Annotated in this window: 19 protein-coding genes; 10 read left to right on the forward strand and 9 right to left on the reverse strand. The window is 45.1% G+C overall.

Annotation, left to right across the window (positions count from 1 at the left end; translation table 11 throughout):
- Positions 1-90: 90 nt before the first annotated feature.
- Positions 91-522, forward strand: a complete 432-nt coding sequence (locus L5L97_RS15175) for an Lrp/AsnC family transcriptional regulator (protein WP_006079646.1) — start codon at positions 91-93, stop codon at positions 520-522.
- 269 nt (positions 523-791) lie between these two features.
- Here the strand turns inward: L5L97_RS15175 and nrfD are convergent, their stop codons facing one another.
- From nrfD to L5L97_RS15195, 4 genes are all read right to left on the reverse strand, one after another.
- On the reverse strand, positions 792-1,733 hold the full coding sequence (gene nrfD / locus L5L97_RS15180; protein WP_105250593.1) for a cytochrome c nitrite reductase subunit NrfD: 942 nt from the start codon (positions 1,731-1,733) through the stop codon (positions 792-794).
- A complete protein-coding gene (locus L5L97_RS15185; RefSeq protein WP_105250594.1) occupies positions 1,730-2,416 on the reverse strand; it encodes a 4Fe-4S dicluster domain-containing protein in 687 nt (228 codons plus the stop codon). Before L5L97_RS15185 ends, nrfD begins: the two co-directional genes overlap by 4 nt.
- Positions 2,417-2,420: 4 nt before the next feature.
- Complete coding sequence (locus L5L97_RS15190; protein WP_105250595.1) at positions 2,421-2,885, reverse strand: cytochrome c3 family protein; 465 nt, start codon at positions 2,883-2,885, stop codon at positions 2,421-2,423.
- A gap of 76 nt (positions 2,886-2,961) precedes the next feature.
- Complete coding sequence (locus tag L5L97_RS15195; protein WP_105250596.1) at positions 2,962-3,438, reverse strand: DUF2726 domain-containing protein; 477 nt, start codon at positions 3,436-3,438, stop codon at positions 2,962-2,964.
- A gap of 387 nt (positions 3,439-3,825) precedes the next feature.
- Here L5L97_RS15195 and L5L97_RS15200 point away from each other — a divergent pair, with 387 nt between their 5' ends.
- From L5L97_RS15200 to menE, 5 genes are all read left to right on the forward strand, one after another.
- Positions 3,826-4,794, forward strand: a complete 969-nt coding sequence (locus L5L97_RS15200) for a LysR family transcriptional regulator (protein ID WP_263182646.1) — start codon at positions 3,826-3,828, stop codon at positions 4,792-4,794.
- 185 nt (positions 4,795-4,979) lie between these two features.
- Positions 4,980-6,701, forward strand: coding sequence for a 2-succinyl-5-enolpyruvyl-6-hydroxy-3-cyclohexene-1-carboxylic-acid synthase (gene menD, locus L5L97_RS15205; protein ID WP_263182648.1), 1,722 nt, complete (start codon positions 4,980-4,982; stop codon positions 6,699-6,701).
- The gene (gene menH / locus L5L97_RS15210; RefSeq protein WP_263182650.1) at positions 6,701-7,489 is read left to right on the forward strand and encodes a 2-succinyl-6-hydroxy-2,4-cyclohexadiene-1-carboxylate synthase; all 789 of its coding nucleotides are present in this window, start codon (positions 6,701-6,703) and stop codon (positions 7,487-7,489) included. Before menD ends, menH begins: the two co-directional genes overlap by 1 nt.
- Before the next feature lie 26 nt (positions 7,490-7,515).
- Positions 7,516-8,622, forward strand: a complete 1,107-nt coding sequence (gene menC / locus L5L97_RS15215) for an o-succinylbenzoate synthase (protein ID WP_263147462.1) — start codon at positions 7,516-7,518, stop codon at positions 8,620-8,622.
- Positions 8,585-10,027, forward strand: a complete 1,443-nt coding sequence (gene menE / locus L5L97_RS15220) for an o-succinylbenzoate--CoA ligase (protein WP_372834152.1) — start codon at positions 8,585-8,587, stop codon at positions 10,025-10,027. The genes menC and menE overlap by 38 nt, the downstream gene beginning before the upstream one ends.
- Before the next feature lie 91 nt (positions 10,028-10,118).
- Here menE and rpoH read toward each other — a convergent pair whose 3' ends face one another.
- The 4 genes from rpoH to ftsY form a co-directional block, all read right to left on the reverse strand.
- Positions 10,119-10,976, reverse strand: coding sequence for an RNA polymerase sigma factor RpoH (gene rpoH / locus L5L97_RS15225; RefSeq protein ID WP_263182654.1), 858 nt, complete (start codon positions 10,974-10,976; stop codon positions 10,119-10,121).
- Positions 10,977-11,201: 225 nt separating this feature from the next.
- A complete protein-coding gene (ftsX, locus tag L5L97_RS15230; protein ID WP_113940269.1) occupies positions 11,202-12,167 on the reverse strand; it encodes a permease-like cell division protein FtsX in 966 nt (321 codons plus the stop codon).
- Complete coding sequence (gene ftsE / locus L5L97_RS15235; RefSeq protein ID WP_105250626.1) at positions 12,164-12,880, reverse strand: cell division ATP-binding protein FtsE; 717 nt, start codon at positions 12,878-12,880, stop codon at positions 12,164-12,166. Before ftsE ends, ftsX begins: the two co-directional genes overlap by 4 nt.
- Positions 12,881-12,883: 3 nt before the next feature.
- The gene (ftsY, locus tag L5L97_RS15240; protein ID WP_263182656.1) at positions 12,884-14,494 is read right to left on the reverse strand and encodes a signal recognition particle-docking protein FtsY; all 1,611 of its coding nucleotides are present in this window, start codon (positions 14,492-14,494) and stop codon (positions 12,884-12,886) included.
- Between the two features lie 213 nt (positions 14,495-14,707).
- On the opposite strand from ftsY, the gene rsmD reads away from it, so the two are divergent.
- Both rsmD and L5L97_RS15250 read left to right on the forward strand, forming a co-directional pair.
- Entirely contained in the window at positions 14,708-15,376 is a 669-nt protein-coding gene (gene rsmD / locus L5L97_RS15245; RefSeq protein WP_263182657.1) for a 16S rRNA (guanine(966)-N(2))-methyltransferase RsmD, read from the forward strand.
- Positions 15,351-15,635 (forward strand): DUF1145 domain-containing protein, encoded by a 285-nt coding sequence (locus L5L97_RS15250; RefSeq protein WP_263182659.1) that lies wholly within the window; start codon positions 15,351-15,353, stop codon positions 15,633-15,635. Before rsmD ends, L5L97_RS15250 begins: the two co-directional genes overlap by 26 nt.
- 65 nt (positions 15,636-15,700) lie before the next feature.
- Here L5L97_RS15250 and L5L97_RS15255 read toward each other — a convergent pair whose 3' ends face one another.
- Positions 15,701-16,264 (reverse strand): NapC/NirT family cytochrome c, encoded by a 564-nt coding sequence (locus L5L97_RS15255; protein ID WP_105250630.1) that lies wholly within the window; start codon positions 16,262-16,264, stop codon positions 15,701-15,703.
- A 591-nt stretch (positions 16,265-16,855) separates the two neighbouring features.
- Here L5L97_RS15255 and L5L97_RS15260 point away from each other — a divergent pair.
- Together L5L97_RS15260 and L5L97_RS15265 are read left to right on the forward strand one after the other, a co-directional pair.
- Positions 16,856-17,293 carry a hypothetical protein gene (locus L5L97_RS15260; RefSeq protein WP_263182662.1) on the forward strand — a complete coding sequence of 146 codons (438 nt, stop codon included), beginning with the start codon at positions 16,856-16,858 and terminating at the stop codon, positions 17,291-17,293.
- A gap of 277 nt (positions 17,294-17,570) precedes the next feature.
- The gene (locus L5L97_RS15265) at positions 17,571-17,831 is read left to right on the forward strand and encodes a heavy metal-binding domain-containing protein (protein ID WP_113940264.1); all 261 of its coding nucleotides are present in this window, start codon (positions 17,571-17,573) and stop codon (positions 17,829-17,831) included.

Genomic DNA, 17,831 nt, shown 5'->3' on the forward strand with positions numbered 1-17,831 from the left:
AGCAAAAATACTCAGCAAATTCTGTGGTTATTCAAACCAATGGCAAAATAACACACAGATTCAATATAGCCATTTTCACTGGAGTCACCCTTGGATAAATTCGATACGGCCATCATTCATAGTTTGCGTCAGGATGCGCGCCAGAGCGTGTCGAATATCGCCGAACAGGTCAATCTATCCCGTAGTGCGGTTGCCGAGCGCATAAAAAAGCTCGAACAAACTGGAGTGATCCGTGGCTATCAAGTGCTCTTGAGTGAGTCGCAAAAAGAAGGAGTATCGGCTTATTTCGAAATCCAGCATCAATGTCCACGTTGCGCCGATGTGGTACACGTATTCCAAGCGATTCCCGAAGTGATTACCTGCCGTGGTATTTCTGGTGATATGGATTTACTCGTGTACGTGCATGCGCCCTCGATGCGCCGCCTGCATGAGATCCGTGAGTATATCGACACTCACACTGACATCATCAAGATCAAAACCCATGTGGTAATGAGTGAATGGATTAATAACCTCGGCGAGTAAATCGTGCCTCCCTAAAACAAGAAACGCCACCCTTAGGAATAAGGTGGCGAGGCCCGTTTGGAGGCAGGGCAAAATATTGAAGTGTAAAATATGGCATCCTTGCCCAGCGACCTCCCTGTTACACAACCAACCGCGGCTAGACTTAACCCTTGAGAGCTCAGCCAGCGCCGCAAGGGCCTCATCTACAATGTTTTCCTTTGACATTGTTTCCGCGATCCGTCGATTCCATTGATTATTATGATTTTTTCGTCATTAATTAACGGCACGCCTTAAGCGATCGTCATTTGTCCTGTATAGAGTATGAAGTTACGTAGCAGTAATACCCCGATCAAGCTCAAGCAAGCCGTCCCCGCCACATAGGCCCATTTCCGTTTAGATGTCGCCGTCATAAACAGATTCATCGCCAATGGTCCAGACAAACCGAGTCCAATAATACCAAGCCAGAAAATCCATCCCCAGAAGCCATACCCTAAGGCATTAAAGGCGGCTATTTTACTCTGTCCACCTGTTAGCACTAAGCCCATAAAGAAGGTAAAAATCAGCACAATTTCGACTAAAATCAGTGGGATTTCAACCTTGTGGATAAAGTGCACCTCTTTGTCATTAGGCTTGCCATTCATCAACACGCCACCGAGTAAAGATGATGCCGCACCGGAAGACAAACCAGATGCCAAAAACAGCAGAGGTAACACAGGGTTTTTAAGCATGGGATAGCCTGGCAAGGCCGAGAGTAGGAAGCCTGTATACGCGCCCAATGCCAAGGATAGAATCACGAGCAATCCTGTAATTGTCGCTTCAAATCGAGCCAATAATGCGGTCAACTTAAGCACAATAGGAAAGCGTGTTTCACACCAAGCATCAACAGGTTTACGGAAGGTCAAACCAATCCACATAAACATAAATACTTGGTAAATCAGCAGAATAAGCACGCCCATCGACATGACAGATTTAGGGTTGTAGAACACCAAAATCTTCCAAAAATCGAGAGGTTTAGTTAAGTCTGCGACCAATATCCCTAACCCGGCCATCACAGCTACAGGCGCGACGATACAAGCGGCTCGCACAAAACCAGACTGATAGGCGTTTTGCTTCAAAACAAAATGTTTCAACAGTACGGCGAAGAACATGGCTCCCGCAGATACACCCGCTAAAAACAGGTAAATTGCAATCGGCCAATGCCACACTAAGGTATCAAAATGTAGGGCACTCATAGTATCACCTCCCCTGATTTTGCAACGATACGGAACAATTTAGGTCTCGTTCCAAGATCAACCTTAGTGCGCTGGGTTGGATTAGACCGCAGAACTTGAACAACCTCAGAAGTCGGATCCTTTAAATTACCGAACACGAGTGCCTTTGTTGGGCAAGCAGCAACACAGGCAGGTTGTTTACCTTGAGCTAGGTTAGTTTCTCGGCAGAAATCACACTTATCCGCCGCATGGGTGACAGGATTAATAAAACGGACTTGATAAGGACAAGCTGCAATACAGTATTGGCAACCTACGCATTTCCATGCATCGACAGAAACGATACCCGTTTCTTTATCAATAAATGCAGCTCCCGTTGGACATACATTTACACAGGGTGCGTCTTCACAATGCTGACAAGACTTGCGACTAAAGTGATAAAACTGATTAGGGTATTCGCCAAAGGGACCCGCTTGCTTAATTTGAAGCCTAGAAACACCTTCGGGTACATTATTCACTTCACGACAAGCCACCTCACACGCTTGGCAACCTATACACTTAGTTTCATCATGAATAAGTGCATATTTGACATCAGGTTCTGCTTTAACGCTATCCGATGCATTCACTGTGGCGAGTAATGATGCACCTGTAGCGCCGGCAAATAAGGCACAGGTGCCTTTTAGAAATCTTCTTTTTGAATTTTCCATAACCTTACTCCTGCTTGCCAGTGTGGCAACTGCTACATAGCTCACTGCGAACCTTCGGCGTCATATCCGCCATTGGATCCGTTGGGCTATGTAATTTATGGCAGGCGGCACAAGGCACTTTTTGAGCATGTACGTTATGCGTCCAATCTGCACCACTGAGTTTTTTCTTGGTATGACACTTCTGACACACTCTCAGCTGAACCGTCAGATCCGACGATTCTTCCATACCAAAGACCACCATATCATTCGGTTTCTTAGGGTGATCGCCCTTTTCTCCATGACAGGAAGAACAGCTCATTTTCATCGCATCTTGACCATGATGCCCTAACATTTGACCATTACGCTTGTGACACTTCATACAAGCATCACTGTTAATTTGATTGGCTGGCTCAGCACTCATTGCAGAAAAGCTTAAAAGCAACGCAGCAGCACCTAAGCGTAACGACCACAGCCATTGTCTTTTGGACATAGGAAGTCCTCACATTTATCCGTAGGAAGGTAAAGAAGGGGTCGAGTTCGGATAATTCCGAACCCGACGGTCAAGATCACACAGCCAAGGCTTGCTTAAGACTCTGAGTATCCCACTGCTTATGCTGGTTCATTTCAATGAAACTGATATTGAATTTGCTAAACAGTTTTTTCAGTGGTGAGTTAGTTTCTTTGCCAAAGTCACTGATAACCATTTTCACTTCAGATGAATCATGGTCGATCAATACATAATCGAGTCGGCATTCATGATTTAATTCCGTATCATGTTTGTCCATCTCAAATACAGTGTCTAATGGTACGTTACAACAAACATCGTATTTACCTTCAACAACTGTTTTTAATGATTTAAAAAAATTGAAGCTTTGTTTATCAAACAATACTGGTTTAAGTTTCATCTCATGATGTGCGGCTTCATCAGGACCTGCTTTAAAAAACTTAATGCAAGTCATGACAAACATCACAAACACGAATGGTACTGCTACGAATAGTACGAAGTACATAAACGCATAGCTGAGAATGACTGAAGTATTCATACACGCCTCCAAAAACTAATTTATTTTTTGTTATCTCCTTTAAAGCAACTTTAGTATTATTTGAAAACACTTATCTTTTCTTGACGCATGTCACACTTGCAAATAACAACTTAAATACAAACAATGATTTACATGGCTCGTCACATTGCAAAATTATGTAAATCTTAAATACAAATATTGATACTTGATAATTCAGTATTTGTATTTTAAATATGTAAATATCAGTTTTTGAAATTTTAAATATTAAAAATAAAACAAAAAAACCTTTGATACACTTAGATAAAATCTAGATCCAAAACTTGGGATTAGTTTCACATTAAAATTATTAATTAGCACCATAATTAGGCATTGATTTAAGTATTTGCTCAATATTAAGGAATATAAAAAATGCACATTAGTAACATGGATGGCCTCGATATTCTGAGTTTAAAAATACTTGTTTCATTATATGAGAACAAGTCAGCAACCTATGTATCGAAAGCGCTAGATATTCCAGCTCCTAAAATCAGCCGTAGCCTTAAAAATCTACGGGAAATTTTTGGTGATGAGTTATTTATTCGTCGTAAATATGGCTTATTCCCAAATGAGTTTGCTACTCATTTATATCCAATTGCAAAAGAAGCAATTGAGTGTACTGATAAGTTTCAAAAAGCCAGAATAGCAAACACTCGCCAAGTTAAGACACATGTCGAAATTGCAGCACCAGGGTTAATTGCCTACACCTTTCCTAAAGCCTTGATGCAGGCTATTAAAGAAGAGCAAAAACCCATGCACATTAATATAAACCCTTGGTCTATGCATACGACTCAAGACATTATTAATGGTGATACAACCCTAGGTATTTGTTGCAATAAAAGTGCTGCCGATGTTGCCGCCTTCGGCGATAAACTGCTAACGACTGAATTACAACGTATGGACAAACTCTACCTGATTGCTAGCAGGCATCATCCTATTTTTAAACGGGAAATCACCCTAGAAACGATTGCGGAATACCCCTATGTCAATACGGATCTTGGTAATCCCAGCACCAAATTGAGTCCATACCAAGAGTTTTGCATAACGAATGGCATTAAACTCAATACTGAAATTACCATTACCAGTATTTCAAGTTTGTTTGAATATCTAGGCGAAAGTAATGCAGTCTCCCTATTGCCTTATCGGATAGTTTACGAAATGGTGAGCGATATTCCTGAACTGCATACGTGTCAACTATCGCAGTATGAAGCAGAACATTTATATGCAGATACAGAAACCCCAACGATTTTCTTAGTGCAAAAAAATCAGCCTAATGCAATCAATGAGGACTTGAAATGGTTAAGCGGAGAGATTAAAAAAATCGTCGATCGTATTATCTAACCAAGCAATAGCTCAACATATCCAAACAACAAACCACCGATACACGAGGTGACAGGCATCCTCTGCCTTAGCTTAGGCTCCACCTCAGCCCCCATGCGATCCACTCGAGAATTGTTAAACCAAGCATACATCTTGGAGCATAAACACGTTACACTAAGCCCATCTTTATCCTAATAGATTCAGCTATGCGGACCGAAAATACAGCCACTCTTAATCTTATTTGGGGCGCCCTTATTCTTGAGGAGTTAGCACGTCTTGGCGTGCAACATGTGTGTATGGCGCCGGGCTCGCGCTCAACACCGTTAACCCTCGCCGCCGCCCAGCAAACTAAACTCCAGCGTCACTTACATTTCGACGAACGTGGGCTCGGCTTTATGGCCTTAGGTCTAGCCAAAGCCAGCCGCGCACCGGTCGCCATCATTACGACCTCAGGCACAGCAGTCGCCAACTTGTACCCTGCCATTGTGGAGGCGTGGCTGACCCATGTACCTTTAATCGTCTTAAGTGGCGATCGTCCGCCAGAATTACTCGGCTGCGGTGCTAATCAAGCCATAGTCCAACCGGGAATTTTTGCGAATTATGCCACTCAAGTGAATTTGCCAACACCGGATACACATATCGCACCGCAGGCGTTGCTTACCACAGTGGATGAAGCAGTGGCGAATCAAACTCGTCCAGTGCACATCAACTGCATGTACCGTGAGCCCTTGTATCCGAGTGAACTCGGTGGCGCAATTCTTGATGCCGAATCACCCTACCTCAAACCATTGCAAACTTGGCTGCAGCTCGCACGCCCGTATGCCCAATACGGTAAGAGCAAACAGGTGAGCAGCCCAAGTGACGATGCCATTATGCGGTTCGTCCACGGTAAAGGGGTGATCGTTGTCGGCACTCTCACGCCTGAACAAGATCCACAGCAACTAATTGCCCTATCGCAAAAAATCGGCTGGCCATTACTTACTGATGCCCAGTCGCAACTGCGTCAGCATCCCGCGGCAATAGGTAATATTGATCAACTGCTGCAACATCCAAGGGCGCGTAATCTATTGCAGGAAGCGGATCGAGTACTCGTATTCGGCGGCCGTTTATTATCAAAACGCTTGATAGGCTATCTCGCCGAGCAAAATTGGCACAGCTATTGGCAGGTTTTACCAGAACAAGACAGGCTTGACCCTAGTCACAATGCTAAACACATTTGGCACGCGAATGCACAGCAGTTTGCGGCCTTAAATTGGTATCGCTCATCCTCTGCAAACTGGGCGAATACCCTAATCACCTATAACGATGAATTGCATAACTTATTTGTGCGCAATATCGACCAAGGGGAATTTGGTGAAGCACAAGTTGTGCGCGCCATCGCCAATACTCGTCCGCTAGAACAGCAGCTTTTTATCGGCAACAGCCTGCCTGTACGCTTGTACGACATGTATGCCCCTGTCAGTTGTTGTACGGCAACCACTTATACTAATCGTGGCGCATCGGGTATTGACGGATTACTCGCCACCGCCTGCGGTATTGCGGCCCATGAAGGCAAACCCACGAGTTTAATCATCGGTGATTTATCACAACTGCACGATCTTAACTCGCTGGCCATCGCTAAAGGCTTAACCAGCCCGCTGGTGATCGTGATCCTCAATAACGATGGCGGTAACATCTTTAACTTATTGCCCGTTCCCAATGAACAAGTCCGTAGCGATTATTATCGACTCAGCCACGGTTTAGAATTTGGCTACGCCGCAGCTATGTTTAATTTGCCCTATAATCAAGTGGATAATTTAGCCGATTTTCAAGATAGCTATAATGAAGCACTGGATTTTCAGGGGGCTTCGATCATTGAAGTCAATGTAAGTCAAACACAAGCCAGCGACCAAATCGCCGAGCTCAACTTGTGGGTGAAACAAAGCTAATGCCAACCATGGCCCGTTACGGCAATTCTTCACTACCGACCTTAGTGTTACTGCATGGCTTTTTAGGCACTAAGACCGACTGGTTACCGTTAATGCCAGCGCTAAGCCAGCACTTTCACTGTATTTGCTTAGATCTGCCGGGCCACGGGGATAACCAAAAGGAGTTGAAGCCAACCGAATTAGATGGATTTAACCAATGTGTTGAAGATGTGTTGGCACACCTGAATGGCCTTCATATTGGTCAATTCCATCTCTATGGTTATTCTCTAGGTGGCCGTATTGCTCTGCACCTTGCCAAAGCCTATCCAGAAAGACTACTGAGCCTAAACCTCGAATCCTGCCATCCTGGACTTACAGACCCGCAAGAAAAACTTGCCAGAATCAAAAATGATACCCAGTGGGCCGAGCGTTTACTGCATCTGAATAGCAAAGACTTTTTAAGCTTGTGGTATCAGCAGCCCGTATTTGCCGATATGACGGCTACCAAACGAAAAACCTTAATAGAGCATCGTTCTGCAGCATTAGATCTGCATCCTAAACTGCGGCTTAAAGAGGTATTCATAGCCACCTCACTCGCACACCAAGCATCGATGTGGGATGTACCTTTGCTGCTTACCTGTGAGTGCCATTTCTTTGCGGGCAGCCAAGATGCCAAGTTCCACGCTCTCGCCCAAGAGTGGCAATTACACGCGCCCATCCTCGTCCATAGTATTCACGGCGCCGGCCACAACATACACCAAGCTGCTCCCGAGGCATTAACCTCAAAAATAGTGAAGTTGCTAGGGTAATGACAGAATTAAAATGTAGGTAATATATGATATTAACTTCGCTTAACCTGTATCAATATCGACTACCGCTCGACGTATTATTGCCCGTCGGCAAGCAACGTATCGATCACAGAGCGGGATTAGTATTACAAGCCTGTGCCAGCGCTAATCTTGGTGGCGAGCATAGACAAGTCGAAGTTGAAATTTCCCCACTCTCTGGCATAGATGTCGATGAACAAGCCTTGATGGGGTTCAGCCGTGAAACACTCACTCAAGTGCAAACGGCTTTGACTGGATTATTACCCCAACTCTGCGGTCAGCATATTGATACATTGCTAGAATGCGCCGAGCAAAGTCCGTACCCTTCTTTGGCCTTTGGTTTAAGTCTGTTACAAGCCAAGTTAATGGGCAAACTCGATGCCATCCGTCCACAAACGGCCACAGTCCCTTTGATTTATCATCCAACGGATGCGAGCAGAGACTTGCTCGATAGCAAAATTGCCGCCCTTGGCTGTAATGTTCGTTCGGTGAAAGTCAAAGTCGCGCAAACTTCAATCGAAGATGAACTAAGCCTGATTTATGGCATTTTACGTACCCGCCCCGATCTCAAATTGCGTTTGGACGCGAACCGAGGGTTTACACTTGAGCAAGCAATCGAATTTGCCGCTTGCTTGCCCCTAGATACCATAGAGTACATTGAGGAACCTTGCCTGAATCCTCATGATAATCATGAATTTTATCAAGCAATTGGTATACCCTACGCCCTCGATGAATCGCTCAACGATCCAGAATACCAGTTTGTAATGCAAAATGGCCTGACTGCGCTTGTCATCAAACCTATGCTGCTCGGCAGTATCGAAAAACTAGCTAATTTAATCGATACGGCGCAAAGCTATGGCGTACGTTGCATTATCAGTTCGAGTCTAGAGAGCAGTTTAGGCATTAATGATCTGGCCCATTTAGCCGCGATTCTCACTCCCGATGAAATCCCTGGGCTCGATACCCTCAGCGCCTTTAGCCAAGATTTAATCGTGTCATCGGGTAAAAAATACTGCCTCACACTCGCGCAACTTGAGCCAATTGCACTGCACGCCATTGATTCAATGCAACAAAATAATGATACAGCCAAAAGTGAGGGAAACGAGTTTGTCTAATGCCAGCCTATCAAAACCGCTTGCACTGTCACCCGTGCACCAAGCTGCGCTTGCGTTTCCACAACAGACAGCCATCAAGTTGGCGGGGCAAGACATTAGCTACTCAGAGCTTAGCCAGCGCGTTATCGCACTGGCTCAGCAGCTAAGCGCTGCGGGGATCTCAAACGGTGAGCCGCTCGCCTGTATTGCTAGCAATAATCTCGAGATGATTTGTCTCTATTGGGCCTGCATCGATATAGGAGTAATCTTTTTTCCTATCTCACCACGTTTCCCCCTCGCGCAGATCCAAGACTTAATTAATGAACATCAGATCCGCTATGTTTGGAGTGCTGAGGTTTGTGAACTACAGAATTGCCATCACTTGCGCTTAAATTTCAATCGCGTTAGCAGTGACTTAGCCCTGACTGTCGACTTTACTCGTCCAGCTAATGTGATTTTAACTTCAGGCTCTAGTGGCTTTCCCAAAGCGGCGGTGCATTGCTTAGCGAATCATATTGCCAATGCCGAAGGTGCCCGCAGCTTAATCCCACTCGAACAAGGTGATGCCTGGCTACTCTCCTTGCCCTTATTCCATATTGGCGGTCTTGCGATATTAAACCGCTGTGCCTTAGTCGGTGCCAGTGTTGTCATGCCAGATCAAGCGCTTAGCCTTGGTCAGCAGGTTGACCAAGATCAGTTGACTCACATATCTCTCGTTCCCACACAACTGAGCAAGTTACTCGTCGATACGAGCAGCAAGCTTAAAAGTATCAAAGCCTTATTACTTGGTGGCGGCGCAGTCTCAATCGACTTACTCCAACAACTTAAGCAACGCAATATCGCCAGTTACACCAGTTACGGCATGACGGAAATGGGCTCGCAGATCACCACAGGTCACGCTTTAAGCGACGGTAGCAGTGGCAAACGACTCCCCAAACGTGAGCTCAAAATCGAAGACGGTGTAATTTTGGTGCGCGGCGCATGCCTGTTTATGGGCTATCTCACCGCGGATGGAATACAAAAGTGCGTTGAACAAGACGGCTGGTTTTACACCAAGGACAAGGGCGAATGGGACGAAAATGGTAATCTGCACATTCTTGGCCGCGTCGATAATATGTTTATCTGCGGCGGCGAAAACATCCAGCCAGAAGAAATCGAAGCCGCGCTTAAACAACACCCACAAATAGACGATGCAATCGTTTTCGCCATACCAGATGTACAATTTGGCAATCTCCCTGCCGCCATCATTCGCGGCAGTTTAACCCACCACCCAGAGTCGATTGCAAATACGCTTGAACTATTCCTTGCCAACAAAATCGCCCGATTCAAACGTCCAAGACAATATTATTCATGGCCAGAAAATAATGAACAAATAGGACTGAAAGTAAACAGAAAAGCCTTGATAGCTAATCTTGTTAAGTACTGATTTATCATCAAGCCAATTTTCACCCATAAAAAAACCTGCCGCAGCAGGTTTTTTTATGGGTAAGTTAAAATCACTTTACACGTGACGCAACTTAGGCTTCCATGCAAGCTTTTAGCTTGTTCATGGCATTTTTCTCAAGTTGGCGAATACGTTCGGCCGACACTTGATAAGTCTCTGCAAGTTCTTGCAGTGTGGTTTTATCGTCATCTAACCAACGGGCGCGCAGAATATGCTGGCTACGTTCATCTAAGGTTTTGATGGCCGATAATAAACGACCTTGAGCATTCGATTCCCAGTTGTCGTTTTCAATATTTTCCGCTAAATCCGATGAATGATCTTCCAAATAATGAACGGGGGCAAAATCTTGCTCCTCGTCTTGATCATTGGTTAAATCAAATGCCGGATCTTGCGCTGCCATACGTGATTCCATTTCGGTCACATCGGCCTTAGACACACCTAAATTTTCAGCCACCATAGTGACTTCTGCATCGCTGAACCAACCTAAGCGTTTTTTCGCTTTACGGATGTTAAAGAACAACTTACGTTGCGCTTTAGTGGTCGCGACTTTAACTATGCGCCAGTTTTTCAGCACATATTCATGAATTTCAGCTTTGATCCAGTGCACAGCAAAAGACACAAGACGCACGCCAACATCGGGATCGAAGCGTTTAACCGCTTTCATCAAGCCTATGTTGCCTTCTTGGATCAAGTCAGCCTGTGGCAAACCATAGCCTGAATAGCCTTTAGCAACGTGCACTACAAAACGTAAGTGCGACATAATCAGTTGCTTCGCAGCTTGTAGATCACCAGTTTCCTGTAAACGCTTGGCTAACTCATACTCAGCCTCAGCGTCCAGCATGCTGATGCTAGTCACTGAATGGATATAAGCTTCTAGACTACTGGCGCCCTGTGGGACTGTCAGTGCCATTGATTGCGTTTGAAAGGTCATTCGCTCTCCTACATTTCTCAGACTACTTAACGAGTGCATTCTTAGGTTCAACAACAAAATACCCTAAGAATAAGCTCACGAACTATCGGCTAATTGACAGAGTATGTCAACCTCAGCTCGTTTGCGGATACCCTTTTTACCTCGCTGAAGTAGACATTGCAAGTGAACAAAAGTTCATTCCTCAGCATTTTTTTCGTCACTTTTTTTAGTTTAATCGACTGATTATTATGAAGGTTCAATCGACCGTAAATGCTGGCGTACAGACAAATACGAACCTAACCAACCTAAAAATGAGGCAAGTCCAACCAATTGCAGCAGTTCAATAAAAGTGAGTGATTTCATTTCAAGCTGACTGCCATACAAGCCTAAAAGTTCGGCAAGGGCGGAATCGAGATACCACACTAATAAGTTGATGATAAGCCAAGCCAATATGCCGCCAATAACCCCGTACCAAATCCCTGTGTAGAGAAATGGGCGCTGGATAAAGGCTTCAGTTGCTCCGACTAGCTTCATCACTTCAATTTCGCTGCGCCGATTCATAATTGCCAAGCGAATCGTATTACCTATCACTAAGACCACAGCCAGAACAAGTAACGCAGCAATCGCCATCACAGTACGTTCGAGTAGACGCACTACCGCCTGTAACCGTTCTAACCATTCAATATCTAAGCGGCCAAAGCTAATCTCAGGCTCGCGCTCTAGTTTAGTTAAGAGTTCACGGGCGCCCACTGGTGTTGAGTAACGCGGCGTAGGCGTAACGGTAATGACCGCGGGCAAAGGATTTTTATCTAAATAGGCCAAGGCCTCACCAAACCCAGATAAGCGTTGGAACTCTTCTAGCGCTTGATTTTTATCTATGTATTGCACTTTATCCACTTCGGGATATGTCCGAATGCGAGTCAGCAGGCTCTGAATCGTTTGTTCACTACGATTATCGTCGATAAACAAGGAGATCTCTGCCGCGCTGTTCCAGGAACTGGTAATGGTCTCGGCATTTTTAACTAACACTTGCAATGCTGCAGGCAGACTTAGGCTCACACCTAAGACTGCCATGGTCATCACAGAGGATATTGGGTTGCGCCAGAGCTCTCCCATGCTCGCCATTGCTTGCTGCGCATGGCGAATAAAAAACATCACAATCCGACCAGACAGAGGCAGCTTGCTGCGAGTTAATTTTGCGCTATCGCTCATTGCCCTTCACCTCTATTCGTCGGTGCACTGCGAGTGTGCACATTAGGATGCAACTCTTGTGCACCTAACATACGGCCCTGTTTGAGGGTAAAAGTGCGATATTTCATTCGTGCGATAAGACCTAAATCATGGGTGGCGATTAATACGCTGGTTCCCGCATCATTAAAGGTTTCAAACAGACGCAAAATATCCATAGATAATTTAGGATCTAAGTTACCCGTAGGCTCATCGGCGAGTAGTAAAGGCGGTTTATTCACAATCGCACGGGCAATGCCAACACGTTGCTGTTCACCGCCGGACAACATAATCGGGTTATGCCGCTCCTTGCCATATAAACCCACCATGTCGAGGGCACCCGCAACACGCTTACGGATTTCGCCATGGGAGAATCCCTCAATCACCAGTGGTAAAGCCACATTGTCGAACACACTTCGGTCCATCAATAGGTGATGGTTTTGGAAAATCATCCCGATATTGCGGCGCAAATAAGGCACATGTTTAGGGCTGACTTTGGCGATATCGTGACCGTTAATCGCGACGCGCCCCGTTGTTGCCCGCTCGATTACCGTGATTAATTTCAACAGCGTACTTTTACCCGCCCCCGAGTGGCCGGTTAAAAATGCCATTTCACCTTGCTGTAGATGAAAATTCACATCCTCCAGCGCCATTTGGCCGCCAGGATAAATCTTACTGACCTGCTGAAAATCAATCATAAATTAGCTATCCGCTTTTTCTTGAGTGAACAAGGCATCGATAAATTCTTTCGAATTGAAGGTACGCAAATCGTCAATTTGCTCACCCACACCTATGTAACGGATCGGAATATTAAACTTATCAGCAATCGCAAAGACCACGCCGCCCTTAGCCGTTCCATCTAACTTGCTGATGGTAATACCCGTTACACCTACGGCTTCCTGAAATAATTGTGCTTGGCTAATCGCGTTTTGCCCTGTGCTCGCATCTAATGTCAGCATGACCTCATGTGGCGTATCTGGGTCGAGTTTCTTCATCACTCGCACGACTTTCTTCAATTCTTCCATCAAGTGCGCTTTATTCTGTAAACGACCAGCAGTGTCGGCAATCAATACATCCACTTTACGCGCCTTGGCCGCTTGTAAAGCATCGAACAACACAGAGGCACTATCAGCACCTGTATGCTGGGCAATCACTGTAATATCATTACGTTGACCCCAAACCTGTAGCTGCTCAACCGCTGCAGCACGGAAGGTATCACCCGCGGCTAACATGACTGACTTACCTTGGCTCTGATATTGTTTGGCCAATTTACCAATAGTGGTAGTTTTACCCACGCCATTAACGCCAACCATTAAGATAACAAATGGGCCATTAGCATTGTCTGGTACTAACGGGATAGCGACTGGATCGAGTGTTTTTTGCAACTCATCCCGCAGCAATTCATATAAAGCTTCGGCATCTTTAAGCTGCTTACGTGAGGCATGCTCTGTCAAATTCTTGATTAATCGCGTAGTGGTTTCGACACCAACGTCGGCGATTAATAATTGTTCTTCGAGTTCTTCAAACAGATCGTCATCGATTTTCTTGTCGCGAAATAGGCCGATAAAACCACTGCCAATATTCTCGCTGGTACGCATTAAGCCACGTTTCAGGCGAGCAAAGAGCCCTTCCTTAACGGGTCTAGCCTGCGGCTCAGGTTGCAATTCAGCAACGGCTATAACAGTTTGCTCAATTTCAGCTTGTTGCTGGACTAAAGCCTCTGCTTGCTCACGTGCCAGTGCTTCGCCAGCAAGTTGTTCTGCCGCTAAGGCTTCAGCGGCATGCTGTTCAGCGGCCAAGCGGGCAAGTTCAGCTTGTTCCGCTGCGAGTAATTCTGCTTCTAGCTGAGCCGCAACTACACGCGACGCCTCTGCTTGAGCTAATTGCTCTGCGGCGGCTTGCTCAACCGCTAACTGCTGTTCTGCCAATTGTTCTGCAATGCGTTGCTCTGCTTCTAACTGTGCTTCGGCTAACTTCTCTGCAGCATGCTTTTGTGCACTAAGTTGTTCAGCAGCCAAACGTGTCGCTTCAGCTTGCTGATTAGCAAAATGCAACGATTCAATTCGAGCATGCTCAAGGGCGAATTGCTCGGCTTCGGCTTTTGCCTGTGTTTGTTCGGCCGCTAACTGTTCTGCTGCCTGTTTTTCAGCATGAGCTTCGGCCTCGATGACCCCTTGTGACTCTACTTGTTCCGGCGCTACACACTGTGCTGCATCAGTATCTTGTGTTGGAGTAACAACTGGCGTTTCAGCGACGACCTCATCTTGTGACTTATCTTTACGAAACCAAGAGAAAAAACCTTTCTTTGCCATGTGTGATTCCAGCGCTCTACTTCAGTATTGAATTTTGAATAAGACCCTGATGTTATACCAGATTGCCTCGGCAATTACGCCCAAAAAGTCGGCAATTAGCTAAGCTCAGTTAGCCTTCTCACCTTTTAGTGAGACTTTGATATAAAATAGCGGCCTTTATTAAGGTGGCACAGTCTACCACTTTCTTTCTTCAGGCAAAATCACGGGGGCACTTTGGTTAATCATCGAACGGTCAAAAATAATGTGACCAAGGGTCAAACAGCCAAAAATAAACCCGGCAGTGGACAAGTGCGGATCATCGCAGGCCAATGGCGCTCGCGTCGTCTACCTATCCAAGATCTCGAAGGTTTACGCCCGACGACAGACAGGGTTCGCGAAACACTCTTTAATTGGCTGGCTAATGATTTAGTCAATGCACGTGTACTCGACTGTTTTGGCGGTAGTGGTGCTTTAGCTCTCGAAGCCTTGTCCCGCTATGCCAGTTTCGCCAAAATTATCGAGTTGCAACGCGGCGCAGCCATGCAATTAAAAGAAAATCTACAAACCCTTAAATGCGATAAGGCCGAAGTGCTCAATGCTGATACGTTAGTGGTACTGCAAAGGGGCTGCGAGCAAGGTTTCGATGTGGTGTTTATCGATCCCCCCTTTCGTAAGGGATTGGCAGAAAAGACGATTCAACTGCTAGATACTCAAGGTTGGCTTAATGATGGTGCGCTGATTTATGTCGAAATCGAGTCTGAATTGCCGCAACTTGCTATCCCTTCTCGCTGGCACGCCTTAAAAGAAAAGAATGCCGGGCAAGTGAGCTACCGTTTATATCAATATCACTCAGAAACCACTGTTGAGCCCATCGAAGATGAAAACCATGCCCTTATTGATTAACTTAGGTAAAGCCATCACTCTGATTGCTTGGTTGATGATGGCCTACAACTTAGTCATCCCCTTTGAAAGCAATGTGGCGATTACTTTAAATATCCTGTTTGCCATCACCTGCATGATGCATTGCTTCCAAGTCGCGATTTTCCACATGCTGTTTAAGACCTTGCTACCATTAACGAAACAAGATTATCTACAAGTGTTTATCTTCGGAATTTTCAGCCTGTTAGCTTATAGGCAACGGGTGATGATTCAAGCGAATTAACCGAGCACACAGACAGCAAAAAGCCCTCAATAGAGGGCTTTTAATGGTCAACTAGACGCTAAACCTTATCCTTTTGGATATGGGTGTGCTACGCCTTTATGGCAGTCAACACAGGTCTTTCTCGCGTCAGGTTCTTTCTTGAAGTTATTTGAGTGCATTCTTACAGCCATTTTGCTCATAGTTTCTGGCTGATTCTCGTAAATACGAGTGTGGCAATGCTGACAGTTAGCAGAATCGTTCGCACGGAAATAATTCAGCGCTTTATCCGCTTGTTCTTTACGATTTTCATCTAACCAAGCTTGAGTGTTAAAGCCATCAATTGTCATGAAACCATATAAATCTTTAGATACGATGATTTTTTTGATCAAATAATCGACTGGACCATGGGGTAAGTGACAGTCTTGACACTGAACCGTAATCCCCGCTTTGCCGCCGCCATGGGCAGAAGCCAACACTTCATCCTTCAGCGAATGATTGCTATGGCAAGACATACAGAACTCATCTGTACTGGTCGCGTGTAATGTTTGTTGAGTGGTAAAGTATCCCACAACACCCACTACAATACCGACGACCAGTAGCGCCAGGATTGAATATTTCGCGCTAGGTTTAAATAGTGCACGCCAGTTCATCACTCTATCTCCAAAATTGTCAAAATTAGTTTTTATAAGACTAGTTTATGCTCTTTCATTTATTAGAAATTTGATTTTAAGCCGAAATTTGCTGATTAAATTAACCTTAAAAGCGCAAAATGAGACTTAGCTCTAACTATTTGGACGTCATTTGGTAAAAACCGCTAGCTGAACTGTGATGCACTTTAACTAAAGCTAATGCAATCACCCGATAATCGCAAGTTACCGATTTTTTATAGTTAGGTTCCCCCTTGATAATCTAGAACTAGAAATTTATTTTCTAGAAAACAGAAATGTGATCGCGCCAATGTTTATTGCACCTTGAGAGTGAAGCAGAAATAAATGGTAAAACGCAGGTAAGCCGAATAATACTGTTCGAAATGAAACTTTCTACGATCAATTTGAGTCTCTTAGAATACGCAGTCATATTCATGATAAGCCCGTTGAAGACAAAACTTCGAGTCAGAAATTCTATTTGCTAATTTAGATTAATTAGATATTTGAATTGGGGCGTTAACTGAAGTGTGAGTTAAATCATTACAGCTAAACATCACTATGCTAGAATCGAGCCGTTCATCATTTGGAAGACTTATGCATCACACACTCGGTCGTTATTTTTTAGTCATATTCACTCTACTCGCACTCGTCGGGCAAAGTGTCGTGTCTAATGGTCACGCCATGGTGCCACACACTATGGATATGAGTGCGATGAATCATGAGGTTTCCTCCCAAATGCACCACGCTACAATGATGCAGATGGACACAGAGAACAGTTCTGACTCACATTCAATGGCCAACGCGGATTGCTGCAACGATAAAATGCTTCCCGGCGCGAAACAGCATTGCTGTGATGGCACCACATCATGTTCAAATGATTGTGGTCATTGTTTGACGATTTCAGTCGCTGGCACTCTATTCAGCCCACACCTCTGGCCAAGTGTGAGAATGAGCGATACTGCAATGGCCACTCCTATGCCTCATTTCCACTCTATCTCTTTGTCTTCGGCCTTTAAACCACCGATAGCCTAGCCCTACTTTGTGCTTATTGGGCAAATCAACCCTTAAAAAAGCCAAACGACCAAGCTAAAACGACAATGCTGTTAGCCCTAAGCTAACGCACTATTTAGCCGTTTATTGTGGTGCCTTATCATTAAATCGTGCACCCGAGTCTAGCAAAACGTTGATTACTGAGCCGAATGCCAAATTGTGGCATCAATCCGTCTATCGAAGCGAACCGCTTTGATCCACTGTGCTCACTGACGTTTATGCGCTCATATTCGGCCGTTAATCCGATGGAGTGAATAATATGAAAACACTAACTAATCTCGCCTTAATCGCATTCTTGCTGACCAGCACAAGCGTGTTTGCGACGGCCGCGCCGCACGCACATCAACACGACAATGCCAATCCACAGGAACAAGCCCATACCCATGTTTGCCCTATGCACCCTGAAGTGACTGGCAGCAAAGAGGATACTTGCCCTCAATGTGGTATGAACTTAGAGCCAAAGGCAGTAGAAGCAAAACCAGCTGAAGGTGCGGCAAAAAACGCCCACAAACACCACTAA

It is taken from the genome of Shewanella sp. SM71 (assembly GCF_025653905.1).
GTDB classification, from domain to species: domain Bacteria; phylum Pseudomonadota; class Gammaproteobacteria; order Enterobacterales; family Shewanellaceae; genus Shewanella; species Shewanella oncorhynchi.

Bases quoted from the DNA above. Each gene is read 5' to 3' on its own strand.
- nrfD (WP_105250593.1), bottom strand. From the start codon at position 1,733: ATGAGTGCCCTACATTTTGATACCTTAGTGTGGCATTGGCCGATTGCA.
- L5L97_RS15185 (WP_105250594.1), bottom strand. From the start codon at position 2,416: ATGGAAAATTCAAAAAGAAGATTTCTAAAAGGCACCTGTGCCTTATTT.
- L5L97_RS15190 (WP_105250595.1), bottom strand. From the start codon at position 2,885: ATGTCCAAAAGACAATGGCTGTGGTCGTTACGCTTAGGTGCTGCTGCG.
- L5L97_RS15195 (WP_105250596.1), bottom strand. From the start codon at position 3,438: ATGAATACTTCAGTCATTCTCAGCTATGCGTTTATGTACTTCGTACTA.
- L5L97_RS15200 (WP_263182646.1), top strand. From the start codon at position 3,826: ATGCACATTAGTAACATGGATGGCCTCGATATTCTGAGTTTAAAAATA.
- menD (WP_263182648.1), top strand. From the start codon at position 4,980: ATGCGGACCGAAAATACAGCCACTCTTAATCTTATTTGGGGCGCCCTT.
- menH (WP_263182650.1), top strand. From the start codon at position 6,701: ATGCCAACCATGGCCCGTTACGGCAATTCTTCACTACCGACCTTAGTG.
- menC (WP_263147462.1), top strand. From the start codon at position 7,516: ATGATATTAACTTCGCTTAACCTGTATCAATATCGACTACCGCTCGAC.
- menE (WP_372834152.1), top strand. From the start codon at position 8,585: ATGATACAGCCAAAAGTGAGGGAAACGAGTTTGTCTAATGCCAGCCTA.
- rpoH (WP_263182654.1), bottom strand. From the start codon at position 10,976: ATGACCTTTCAAACGCAATCAATGGCACTGACAGTCCCACAGGGCGCC.
- ftsX (WP_113940269.1), bottom strand. From the start codon at position 12,167: ATGAGCGATAGCGCAAAATTAACTCGCAGCAAGCTGCCTCTGTCTGGT.
- ftsE (WP_105250626.1), bottom strand. From the start codon at position 12,880: ATGATTGATTTTCAGCAGGTCAGTAAGATTTATCCTGGCGGCCAAATG.
- ftsY (WP_263182656.1), bottom strand. From the start codon at position 14,494: ATGGCAAAGAAAGGTTTTTTCTCTTGGTTTCGTAAAGATAAGTCACAA.
- L5L97_RS15250 (WP_263182659.1), top strand. From the start codon at position 15,351: ATGAAAACCATGCCCTTATTGATTAACTTAGGTAAAGCCATCACTCTG.
- L5L97_RS15255 (WP_105250630.1), bottom strand. From the start codon at position 16,264: ATGAACTGGCGTGCACTATTTAAACCTAGCGCGAAATATTCAATCCTG.
- L5L97_RS15260 (WP_263182662.1), top strand. From the start codon at position 16,856: ATGCATCACACACTCGGTCGTTATTTTTTAGTCATATTCACTCTACTC.
- L5L97_RS15265 (WP_113940264.1), top strand. From the start codon at position 17,571: ATGAAAACACTAACTAATCTCGCCTTAATCGCATTCTTGCTGACCAGC.